Source organism: Streptomyces anandii JCM 4720, from assembly GCF_014650655.1.
Taxonomy (GTDB): Bacteria; Actinomycetota; Actinomycetes; order Streptomycetales; family Streptomycetaceae; genus Streptomyces; species Streptomyces anandii.
The window spans coordinates 16,798-27,488 of the sequence record NZ_BMVJ01000038.1 but is presented as its reverse complement, the minus strand read 5'-3'; the positions used below and the strand labels follow the sequence as shown (position 1 = coordinate 27,488).

The following is a 10,691-nucleotide window of genomic DNA, read 5'->3' as shown; positions in this document are numbered from 1 at the left end:
GCGCGAGGGCGTCGGCCACCCGCTGATCGACGGCCAGCCCGGACTGGAGGAGGTGGGGGCCGTCGAGGCCCTGGACGCCGCCCTGCGGGACGTTCCGGCGGGCGTCAAGGTGCAGCGCAGTGCCGTGGAGGGACCGGCCCGCGGAGTGCTGCTGGCCGCCGCGCACGAGGCCGACCTGCTGGTCGTCGGGGCCCGACGCGGCGAGGGCCGCTTCGGCATCCAGCTCGGCCGGGTCGCCCACGCCGTGCTGCACCACTCGGCCTGCCCGGTCGCCGTGGTGCCGCGACGCGGCTGAGGCGGTGGGCGGCGGCCTCCCGCGCCGGTGCCACCGGTGCGGGAGGTCAGAGGTCCGCCGCGTGATCGGGGACGTAGGTCTGAAGATCGCGCGGCGGGCGCTCGTACCCCGTGGACCGCGGGCGCTCGGGCAGTTCCAGCACCGGCGGGGACACCTCGTGGTAGGGCACGCTGTCCAGCAGGTGGGCGATCATGTTCAGCCGGGCGCGGCGCTTGTCGTCGCTCTCCACCACGTACCAGGGCGCCTCCGCGATGTCGGTGTGCACCATCATCTCGTCCTTGGCCCGCGAGTACGCCTCCCAGTGCGTGATGGACTCCAGGTCCATCGGCGACAGCTTCCAGCGCCGCAACGGGTCCTCGAGCCGGCGCCTGAACCGCTCCTGCTGCACGGCGTCGCTCACCGAGAACCAGTACTTGCGCAAGAGGATCCCGTCCTCCACCAGCATCCGCTCGAAGATCGGGCACTGGCGCAGGAACCGCTGGTACTCGTCCTTGGTGCAGAAGCCCATCACGTGTTCCACCCCGGCCCGGTTGTACCAGGACCGGTCGAACAGCACGATCTCGCCCGCGGCCGGCAGCTGCTCCACGTAGCGCTGGAAGTACCACTGCGTGCGCTCGCGCTCGGTCGGCTTCGGCAGCGCCGCGATCCGGGCGACGCGCGGATTGAGGTGCTCGGTCACCCGCTTGATCGTGCCGCCCTTGCCGGCCGCGTCCCGCCCCTCGAACACCACCACCAGCCGCGCGCCGGTCGCCCGCACCCACTCCTGGAGCCTCACCAACTCCGTCTGCAGACGCAGGAGTTCGCTCTCGTACGCCTTGCGCGGCAGCTTCGCCGCCTTCTTGTCGCCCACAGCAGGCACCGTACTTTCCGGCGGCGGCCCGCGCACCCGCGGGGTCCGGCGGCAGGCCCGGCGCGGGGCGCGACTTGGGGCCGACCGGCCCCAGGGCCGCCCCCCAACAGCCCATGGGAGGGCCACCCGCACCGCGGGATGCTCGAAGCGTCGAGGCACGACACGCAACGCCGATGGCCTCAAGGGCAGAGGAGGGAACGGACATGAAGCACGACAAGATCGGCTCCGTGATGACCACCGAGGTCGTCCGGGCCGGGTACGGCACTCCGTTCAAGGAGGTCGCACGCCTGCTCGCCGACCACCGCGTCAGCGGACTGCCCGTGGTCGACGAGGACGACCAGGTCATCGGCGTCATCTCGGAGACCGACCTGATGATGCGCCAGGCGCACACGCCCGCCGGCCCCTGCGAGGCGGACGGACGCCCCTGGTACGCGCACCTCACCGCGCTCACCGCCGGCTCCCGCCGGCGCGCCGCCAAGGCCAGGGCCCGCACCGCCGGCCAGCTGATGACCGAGCCGCCCGTCACCGTGCACGCCGACGCGACCATCGTCGAGGCCGCCCGGACCATGGCGAGGCGGCGCGTGGAGCGGCTGCCCGTGGTGGACGAGGAGGACCGGCTGGTCGGCATCGTCACCCGGCGCGACCTGCTGCGGGTATTCCTGCGCCCGGACGGCGAGATCCGCGACGAGGTCGTCCGCGAGGTGCTGGTACGGACCCTGTGGCTGGCGCCCCGCACCGTCTCCGTGTCCGTGACCGAGGGCGTCGTCACCCTGGGCGGCCACATGGAGCGGCGCAGCGACACCGAGATCGCCGTGTCGATGACCCGGCAGATCGACGGCGTGGTCGACGTCGTCGACAAGCTCACCTACCGGCTGGACGACACCCGCGTGCAGCCGGAGGAGCAGGCCCTGCACGGCGTGGCCGACAACTGGCTGCGCGGACGGTGAGAGGAGGCGGACCGCCATGGCGGAGAAGGTGCTGGTCGCCTACGGATCGGCCAACGGATCCACGGCGCAGATCGCCGAGGCCGTCGCCCGGACCCTGCGCGAGGACGGCCTGGACGCGGAGGCCCTGCCCGCCGGGCAGGTGTCCGCGGTGTCCGCCTACGACGCCGTAGTCGTCGGCGGCGGGCTGTACGCGGGACGCTGGCACAAGGACGCCCGCCGCTTCGTGCGGCGCCACCGCCGGTCCCTGTCGGGCCGCCCGGTCTGGTTCTTCAGCAGCGGCCCGCTGGACGCCTCGGCCTCCGAGCGGGACATCCCGCCCGTGCCCGGGGTGCGGCGCGCGATGGCCCGGCTGGACGTCAGCGAGCACGCGACCTTCGGCGGCCGGCTGGAGGAGGGCGCGAAGGGCAGGATGGCCCGCATGATCGTCAAGCAGGGCAAGGGAGGGGACTTCCGCGACTTCCCCGCGATCGAGGCCTGGGCGGACCGTATCGCCGGGCAGATGACGGGGGAGGGGTCCGGCGGCCACTGAGCCGGAGAGGGGGGAGGGGGAGGAAGTGCCCCGGCACCGGTGGCCCGGTGCCGGGGCACTTCCGTGCGGTGCTTTTGTGCGGTGGTGTTCGCGGCGCGGTGCTCGCGGCGTGGTGCTTCCGTGCGGTGCTTCCGTGCGGTGCTTTTGTGCGGGGGTGCTCGTGGCGTGGTGCTCCCGTGCGGTGCTTTTGTGCGAGGGTGCTCGCGGCGTGGTGCTCCCTCGCGGCGCCCTCACGCGGTGGTGAGGGGCCGGGGCCGCAACACCCCTTCCGGGCGCGTGAGATGGGCGGTGAACCAGTCCCGGGCGAGGGCGGTCGCGGCCTCACGGGAGGCGGGGTCGGCGAGCACGTCCGCGGCGCCGGGGACCACGGCGACGCGGTGGTCGCAGCGCATCCAGTCCGCCGCCACCCGGTTCCGGCCGAGCATCCGGATGTCCAGGGCACCCACCACGAACAGTGCCGGGGCGCGCACCCGGGCCAGCGCCGCGGGTCCGGCCAGGTCGGGCCGGCCGCCGAGGCTGACCACGGCACGTACGCCGTCGTCCGCCGCGGCCGCCAGGGCGGCCCCGGAGCCCGTGCCGGCCCCGCACAGGCCCACGGGCAGCCCGGTCTCCCGGCCGAGCCGGGTCACGGCGGAGTGCAGGCGCCTGGCCAGCAGCACGATGTCGAAGACGTTGTGCCGGTCGCGCTCCTCCTCCTCGGTGAGCAGGTCGACGAGCAGCGTGCCGAGGCCCGCCCGCTGGAGCGCCTCCGCGACGTACCGCTCCTCGGGGCTGTGCCGTCCGGTGCAGCCGCCGTGGGCGCAGACCACCAGCGCGCGGGCCATCGGGGGCAGGGTGAGCAGGGCGGCCAGCCGGGCCGGCCCGGCCGGCACCTCCACCTCCCGCTCGGGCGCGGTGCCGCCGCCGGCCGCCCCGGCCGGTACGGCGCCGGCGGCCACGGTACCGGTGGCGGCGGTCACGGTACCGGTGGCGGCGCCGACCTCCGAGTCCGTGACCGGCGTGAAGTCCTCGTACCAGGCGCCCACGGAGCCCGGGTGGCGCAGCGGCTGCGGGCAGACGACCCGGTCCGCGACCGTGCGCAGATACGGCAGCGCCGCCTCCGGGCCGACCGGCACCGCGAGGACCACGCTCCTGGCGCCCCGGGCCCGGGCCACCCGGCAGGCCGCCTCCACGGCCGCGCCGGTGGCCAGCGAGTCGCTGACGACCACGGCGGTCCGCCCGGTCAGCGGCAGTGGCTCGCGGCCGCCCCGCCAGCGGCGCACCCGCCGCTCCAGCTCGGCGCGCGCGGCCCGCTCTGCGGTCTCCCGCTCGGCCGGTCCGAGACCGCTCTCCCGTACGACGTCCTGGTTCAGGACGCGCACCCCGTGCTCGCCGACCGCGCCGAAGCCGAGCTCCGGCTGCCAGGGCACGCGCAGTTTGCGCACCACGGCGAGGTCCAGCGGTGCGCCGAGGTGCCGGGCCACTTCCAGGGCCACCGGGACACCGCCCCGGGGCACTCCCAGCACCACCGGGTCCGTGTCGCGCAGGTACTCCAGATGCCGGGCCAGCCGCCGCCCGGCGTCCGCGCGGTTCGCGTAACGCATGCGCCGCCTCCTCGTGCGTGGCCTCGGTGACGCGGCGGTGGCCGCTCACCGCACTTCCCATTGGAACGCCTCCCGGCCCGCGCGGGCAGAGACGAGCGACCCCCGGGGAAGGGCCGTTCGGCCTTCCCCGGGGGTCGCGGGACAGTGTGGGGGTCGAATCGTGCGGGTGCGGGTGCGGGTGCGGGTGCGGGTGCGGGTGCGGGTGCGGGTCGCGGGTCGCGGGTGCGGGTCGCGGGTGCGGGTCGTGGGTCAGCCGGTCTTCTGGTCCCAGCGGGGGCCGATGAGGTCCCACTCCGCGCCCCACTGCTCGTAGCGGTGCCGGTCGAGGCGCCAGCGCGCGAGGGCGGTGCCGCCGTAGACGAGGCCGGCCAGGGCGAGGGCGGCCGACGCGCCGAAGAGGGCGGCCTCGACCCGTGCCTCCGTCGGTCCGGGCGGCTGGGTGGTGAGCGTGCCCCGGCCGTTCTGCCAGACGGTCACCTTGGTGCCGGATTGCAGTCCGGTCTCCACCAGGGCGCGTCCGGTGCGGGCGGTGCCGTCGGGCGCGGTCCAGCGCACCTTCGCCGGTGCGCGGTAGGCGTCGCCGCCGTTGGCCGTCTGCGGTACGTCCGTGACCAGGACCGCCGCGACCGGGTGCCGGTCCGCGCGCTGGTGGGCGAACTCCTGGTCCGCCGCGCGCGCCGCCAGGGTCCCGGCGAGCGCGCCGCCGACCAGGATCACCGCCCACATCACCAGCAGGAGCCAGGCCTCGACGACGTCGTCGTGGCGGCGCAGGGGGTTGCCGCGCCACCGCCACAGCCACACCCGCCCGCGTGCCTTCCTCGCGCTCCTCGTCCTCCCCGGCTTCCCGGGCCTGTCGCCCGGCTTCCTGCCGCTGGTGCCGCTCACGGTCGCCACCTCCTCTTTCCCGTGTTCACGGTGGCAGCGGAGCGCGCGCCACGACAGGGGCCGGTCAGGGGACGTACGAGGGCCGACCGGACCCTCCTCGGCGCCGGACCCGGGCCGGCCGGCCCCGTCGGGCGCGCCCGCGGGACCTGCCGCGAGCAAAGCCGTTCCGTGGCGGCGGGGGCAAGGGCCGTCCGGCCCATGCGGGATCCCCGTCCTCGGGACAAGCTGGAGCTGCGGGGCAATACCGGCGTGGTGCCGGGAGAGCGCCCACTGCCGGGAAAGCGCCGCCGACAAGCTCCCGAGAAGAGGGTGAGACCGGCATGAAAGGCTATGTGTTCCACGGTCCCGGGCAGGCCGCCTGGGAGGACGTCCCGGACCCCGACGTCCAGGAGCCGACCGACGCCGTAGTACGCGTCGACACCGTCACCATCTGCGGCACCGACCTGCACATCCTCAAGGGGGACGTGCCCGAGGTGCGCCCCGGCACGATCCTGGGGCACGAGGCGGTGGGCGAGGTCGTCGAGGTCGGCGCCGACGTGCGCACCGTGCGGCCCGGGGACCGGGTCCTGGTCTCCTGCATCACCTCCTGCGGCCGCTGCCGCTTCTGCCGCGAGGGCATGTACGGCCAGTGCCGCGGCGGCGGGGGCTGGATCCTCGGCCACCTCGTCGACGGCACGCAGGCGGAGTATGTCCGGGTGCCCTTCGCCGACCTTTCGGTGCACCCGCTGCCCGCGTCGGTGACCAACGAGGACGCCGTGCTGCTGGCCGACATCTTCCCGACCGCGTACGAGGTCGGCGTGCTCAACGGGCGGGTACGGCCCGGGGACACCGTGGCCGTGGTCGGGGCCGGGCCCGTGGGGCTCGCCGCGATCGCCACCGCCCGGCTGTTCGCGCCGGAGCGCGTCATCGCCGTGGACCTGGCCCCCGCACGCCTCGAGGCCGCCCGCAAGCTGGGCGCCGAGGCGGTGGCCGACGCCCGCGAGGCCCCCGAGCAGCTGGTCGCCGACCTCACCGGAGGGCTCGGCGCCGACGTGGTGGTCGAGGCGGTGGGCGTGCCGGAGACCTTCGAGCTGTGCACGCGCATGGTGCGGCCCGGCGGCCACGTCGCCAACGTGGGCGTGCACGGCCGGCCCGCGACCCTGCACCTGGAGGACCTGTGGATCAAGAACGTGACCATCACCACGGGCCTGGTCGACACCCACTCCACGCCGACCCTGCTGCGGATGGCCGCCGCCGGCCGGCTGCCCGCCTCCCAGCTGGTCACCCACACGTTCCCGCTGGAACGCATGGAGGAGGCGTACGACGTCTTCGCGCACGCCGCCGAGACGGGCGCGCTCAAGGTGGTACTCGGCGGTCCGCAGCGCGAGGTCGTCCCGGTGACCGGGCCCTGACCGGCCCGGCTGCTGGGAAGGTCCGCCGAAGGCCGGAGGAAGGCACGCAGGCAGGCTCGTAGGCATGCAGGCGTAGGCACACAGGCGCAGGTGCGCAGGCACGCGGCAGAAAGGCAGGACCGGCGATGACGGGACAGACGGCGCCCGGGAAGCCCGGGCCGGGGCCGGCGCAGGTGGCGCAGGAACCCGCGCCGGCCGGGGCGGGCGAGCGCGGGCCGGCCGCGGTGGCGGGGGAGCGCGGGCCGCTCGGTCACCTCGGGCGGCATCTCGCCCGGCGGCGGGCCGAACTGGGCCTGACCCGCAGGGAGACCGCCGCCCTCGCGGGCATGGCGCCCAGCTACCTCGCCTACCTGGAGGAACGGCCGCTGGCCGCGCCGGGCGCCGGAGTGCTCGGCCGGCTCGCCGCCGTGCTGCACACCACGGTGCCCGAGCTCACCGGCGGCGCCGCCGACCTGCCGCCCGGCGCCGGGCCCGCCACGCGCACGCCCCGCTTCACCGAGCTGAGCGAGGCGGAGTGCCGTGCCCTGCTCGGCACCCGCGGCGTGGGGCGCGTGGCGGTGGAGACCGGCTCGGGGCCGGTGATCGTGCCCGTCAACTACAGCGTCGTCGACGGCGACATCGTCTTCCGCACCGCGCCCGGCACGACCACGTTCCAGGCATCGGGCCGCCGGGTGGCCTTCGAGGCGGACCGCATCGACGACGCCTTCGGTGAGGGCTGGAGCGTACTGGTGCGCGGCCGTGCCCGGGCCGTCACGGACCCCGACGAGGCCGGCCGGCTCGCAGAGCGCGCGCAGGGTGTGCCCTGGGCGGGCGGCCGGCGGGAGGAGTGGGTGCGCATCGAGCCGCTCACCGTCACCGGCCGCCGGATCGCGGCCTGAACCGGGCCGTTCTCCGCACCGCCCGGGACCGACGGCCCTCCTGCCGAGCCCGGGCCGCCCGGACGATGGAGGCAGGGAAACCGGAGCGGCCGTACGGGCCGAACCAGCTGGAGAGACGGACCGGCTCATGTATCGCAACGACGGAATCCGCGAACTGGAACGGCAGGAGTGCCTGCGGCTGCTGGCCAAGGCACCGGTGGGCCGGATCGTGCACACGCGGCACGCACTGCCCGCGGTGCTCCCGGTCAACTTCGGCCTGGACGGCGACGGCGCGGTGCTGCTGCGCACCTCGGCCGCCTCGGAACTGGCCCGCGCGGTCGACGGCGCCGTCGTCGCCTTCGAGGCCGACGAGGTGGACCCGCTCGCCCACTCCGGCTGGAGCGTCGTCGTCACCGGCCCCGCCGCCGTGGTGACCGACCCCGGCGAGCACCGGCGCCTGGTGCGGGGCGGTCCCAGCTCCTGGGCGCCCTCGCCCCGGGAGGTCTTCGTCCGTATCGAACCGGAGCTGGTCACCGGGCGCGAACTCGTCGGCGGCTTCAGCATGTACGGCCTCGACGCCTTCTTCTGACCGAGCGAACGGGAGGCAGCCATGGAGGGTTCCCAGTACACCGTCGGCGACGTGATGACCCGGACCGTGGTCGCCCTGGCCGGCGGCGCGATGTTCAAGGAGATCGTGCGCACGATGGAGCAGTGGGGCGTCAGCGCGATGCCCGTGCTGGACGGCCGGGGCCGGGTGATCGGCGTCGTCTCCGAGGCCGATCTGCTGCACAAGGAGGAGTACCAGGACTACGAGGCGGAGCGCCACGGCGGCGGGGCCGAGCTGCCGGGCGTGCCCCGGCTCCCGGCGGAGTCGGCCAAGGCCCGGGCGGTGACCGCGGAGGAGCTGATGAACACCCCCGCCGTCACCGTCCCCGCCGGCGCCACCCTCGGCCGGGCCGCGCGTCTGATGGCCCAGCACGGCGTCAAGCGGCTGCCCGTCGTGGGCGACGACGGCGTGCTCGCCGGCATCGTCAGCCGCTCCGATCTGCTGAAGGTGTACCTGCGCACGGACGAGGACATCGCCGAGGAGGTACGCCGTGAGGTCGTCGCGGGCCGGTTCCCCGTGCCGCCCGGGTCGGTGCGGGTGTCCGTGCGCGAGGGCGTGGTCACCCTCGCCGGGCAGGTGCCCGACACCTCCCTGGTGCCGCTCGCGGTACGCCTGGTGCGCTCCGTCGACGGCGTGGTGGACGTACGGTGCATGCTCACCGGGCCGCCCCGCCGCCCCGTGCTCGAACCGGACCTGGAGGCCGAGCCGCACCCGGCCCACGGCACCGCGCCCTGAACCCCCGACCGCCGGGCCGCCGCCGCACTTCCAGGTGCGGCGGCGGCCCGGCGGTTCCTACGAGGCCGTCCTCACCGGGTCCCGGTGAGGGCCGAGGCGCTGGTGAGGTGGCACTCGACGTCGACCACGCCCTCGATCGCGCGCACCAGGCGGGCGGCGACCGGGACCATGGAGGTGTCGCGGATGCGGCCGGTCAGCGTGACCACGCCGTCGCTCACCTTCACCTCGATCGGCTCGACGGGGGCCGGGAAGAGTTCGGCCACGACCTCGTGGCGGACCTCCTCGGCGATGTCGTCATCCGTGCGCAGGAACACCTTCAGCAGGTCGCTGCGGCTGACGACGCCCTCCAGCATCCCCTGCTCATTGACGACGGGCAGCCGCTTGACCTTGCGCTGGGCCATGGTGCGGGCCGCCTCGGCGAGCGTGGCGTCCGGGTGGACGGTCACGGCCGGGGTGCTCATCAGCTCCCGCGCGGTCAGCGCACCGGCCTTGGCGAGGTCGGTCAGGCGGGCGCGCTGCGTGAACCGGTCGGGGTCGCTGTCGCGGAACTCCTCCTTGGGCAGCAGGTCGGCCTCGGAGACGACGCCGATCACCCGGCCCTCGCCCTCCAGCACCGGCAGCGCGCTGACCTTCCACTGTCCCATCAGGTTGACGATGTCCTTGAACGGGGCGTCGCGCCCCACCGCCACGACGGTGTGCGTCATGACGTCGCTCACGATGTGCGGGCTGCCGTGCATGGTCTCCTCCTCGGTCTGCCCGTGCGCTCGCCGCACGGCGCGGGAGCCGTCCGTCACCTGCCGCCGCTGCCGTAGGGGGCGTAGAGGTCGAGCAGCCGGATCCGGGCCGAGTGCAGCCGGTGGGCGACCACCCGGCCGACCCAGTCGGCCACCGCGCGGCCGAACTCGGCGTCCTCGGCACACAGCGCCCGCACCTTGTCCGCGTCGAACTCGTAGGCCCGCACCGGGCTCATGGCCTCGGCGCCCAGCTGCCAGACGTACGGCGGGAAGTGCCAGGACCAGCCGACCAGTTCGCCGTGGCCCAGGGACTCGATGACCGGGGAACGCCGGCCGGGGACGTGCAGGTCGAGGGAGACGGTCCCGGTCCTGATGATCCAGAACCGGTCGGCGTGCCGGCCCTCCTCGAACAGACGGCTGCCGACGCCGAAGGACACCTCGCGGGCGAGGCCCATCAGCCGTTCGCGGTGTTCGGCCGGCAGGGCCGTGGCCAGGGTGGTGGTGGACGTCATCGCACCGGCTCCTTTCGTCCGCCGAGCGTGTGGTCGGACGGTGGTCCCACTGCTTCCAGGCTCCGCCGGGACGGGCCGTGGCGCCACGGGCCGCCCGGACCCGGCCCGGGGTCGTCCGGCCCCCGCGGACGGACCGGGGCCGGACACTGGTCGACGGGAAGCGCCACCCGCTTCTCGCGGATCCTGATCGCGCGGTGCACGGCTCCCGCCGCTGCTCCGCGCCTTCCAGGGGCCCTTCCCGTCCCCCCAAGCACACCACCCACCCCGCCCCGGCCACCAGGGCCATTCGGCCCTGCCCCGCCCCCGGCCCCTGACCGGCCACCGGGACGGCCCGCGGGCCCGGGCGCGGGGCTCCGGCCGGGGCTCCGGGGCACCGGCCACGGGCGCCCCACCGCCGGCCTTCGGGCCGCGGGCGGCCCGCCGTTGGTTGTCCGGCAGGGGGCGGCGGGAACGGCCATGCCAAGGGCCGCAGCCCCGGGCGTGAACCACGGGCCCCGGCGCCGGTCACTGGAGGGTCGCCGTGGGCCACCGGGCAGGGGCCGCGGGAGCGGCCGCGCCGAGGGCCGCTGGACCGGCGCGTAGCACCGGCCCTGGGACCGGGTCGCCGGCCACCGGCCGTCCGGTCACCGGGGCGTCCCGCGGGACCGGGCGCGGGGCGCCGGCCCGGCTCCGGGGCACCGGTCACGGCCCCGCGGGCGGCCCGCCGTTGGCTACCGGGCGGGGGGCGGGAGCGGCCGCGCCAAGGGCCGGCGGCGGGCCGCCCTCG

The 10,691-nt window shown here is 75.7% G+C and carries 12 protein-coding genes; 7 read left to right on the top strand and 5 right to left on the bottom strand.

The window, feature by feature from the left end; genetic code table 11:
- On the top strand, positions 1–295 hold a 295-nt coding region (locus tag IE249_RS39470), incomplete at its 5' end, for a universal stress protein (RefSeq protein WP_229859938.1).
- A gap of 46 nt (positions 296–341) precedes the next feature.
- Here IE249_RS39470 and ppk2 read toward each other — a convergent pair.
- Complete coding sequence (ppk2, locus tag IE249_RS34390) at positions 342–1,145, bottom strand: polyphosphate kinase 2 (protein WP_189711271.1); 804 nt, start codon at positions 1,143–1,145, stop codon at positions 342–344.
- A gap of 203 nt (positions 1,146–1,348) precedes the next feature.
- On the opposite strand from ppk2, the gene IE249_RS34385 reads away from it, so the two are divergent.
- Both IE249_RS34385 and IE249_RS34380 read left to right on the top strand, forming a co-directional pair.
- Positions 1,349–2,092, top strand: coding sequence for a CBS domain-containing protein (locus IE249_RS34385; protein WP_189711269.1), 744 nt, complete (start codon positions 1,349–1,351; stop codon positions 2,090–2,092).
- A 16-nt stretch (positions 2,093–2,108) separates the two neighbouring features.
- Positions 2,109–2,621: a flavodoxin domain-containing protein gene (locus IE249_RS34380; RefSeq protein ID WP_189711267.1), complete on the top strand. Its 513-nt coding sequence runs from the start codon at positions 2,109–2,111 to the stop codon at positions 2,619–2,621.
- Positions 2,622–2,851: 230 nt separating this feature from the next.
- Here the strand turns inward: IE249_RS34380 and IE249_RS34375 are convergent, their stop codons facing one another.
- Both IE249_RS34375 and IE249_RS34370 read right to left on the bottom strand, forming a co-directional pair.
- Positions 2,852–4,204 carry a phosphoribosyltransferase family protein gene (locus IE249_RS34375; protein WP_189711265.1) on the bottom strand — a complete coding sequence of 451 codons (1,353 nt, stop codon included), beginning with the start codon at positions 4,202–4,204 and terminating at the stop codon, positions 2,852–2,854.
- Between the two features lie 249 nt (positions 4,205–4,453).
- The gene (locus tag IE249_RS34370) at positions 4,454–5,089 is read right to left on the bottom strand and encodes an Rv1733c family protein (RefSeq protein WP_229859937.1); all 636 of its coding nucleotides are present in this window, start codon (positions 5,087–5,089) and stop codon (positions 4,454–4,456) included.
- 320 nt (positions 5,090–5,409) lie between these two features.
- On the opposite strand from IE249_RS34370, the gene IE249_RS34365 reads away from it, so the two are divergent.
- From IE249_RS34365 to IE249_RS34350, 4 genes are all read left to right on the top strand, one after another.
- Positions 5,410–6,480, top strand: a complete 1,071-nt coding sequence (locus IE249_RS34365; protein ID WP_189711263.1) for a zinc-dependent alcohol dehydrogenase family protein — start codon at positions 5,410–5,412, stop codon at positions 6,478–6,480.
- A 125-nt stretch (positions 6,481–6,605) separates the two neighbouring features.
- Positions 6,606–7,358, top strand: coding sequence for a helix-turn-helix domain-containing protein (locus IE249_RS34360; protein WP_189711261.1), 753 nt, complete (start codon positions 6,606–6,608; stop codon positions 7,356–7,358).
- A gap of 127 nt (positions 7,359–7,485) precedes the next feature.
- Positions 7,486–7,926 carry a pyridoxamine 5'-phosphate oxidase family protein gene (locus tag IE249_RS34355; RefSeq protein ID WP_189711259.1) on the top strand — a complete coding sequence of 147 codons (441 nt, stop codon included), beginning with the start codon at positions 7,486–7,488 and terminating at the stop codon, positions 7,924–7,926.
- A gap of 21 nt (positions 7,927–7,947) precedes the next feature.
- Positions 7,948–8,679, top strand: a complete 732-nt coding sequence (locus IE249_RS34350; protein ID WP_189711257.1) for a CBS domain-containing protein — start codon at positions 7,948–7,950, stop codon at positions 8,677–8,679.
- Positions 8,680–8,750: 71 nt separating this feature from the next.
- Here the strand turns inward: IE249_RS34350 and IE249_RS34345 are convergent, their stop codons facing one another.
- Together IE249_RS34345 and IE249_RS34340 are read right to left on the bottom strand one after the other, a co-directional pair.
- Positions 8,751–9,416, bottom strand: coding sequence for a CBS domain-containing protein (locus IE249_RS34345; RefSeq protein ID WP_189711288.1), 666 nt, complete (start codon positions 9,414–9,416; stop codon positions 8,751–8,753).
- A gap of 53 nt (positions 9,417–9,469) precedes the next feature.
- Positions 9,470–9,925, bottom strand: a complete 456-nt coding sequence (locus IE249_RS34340; protein WP_189711255.1) for a Crp/Fnr family transcriptional regulator — start codon at positions 9,923–9,925, stop codon at positions 9,470–9,472.
- Positions 9,926–10,691 lie beyond the last annotated feature (766 nt).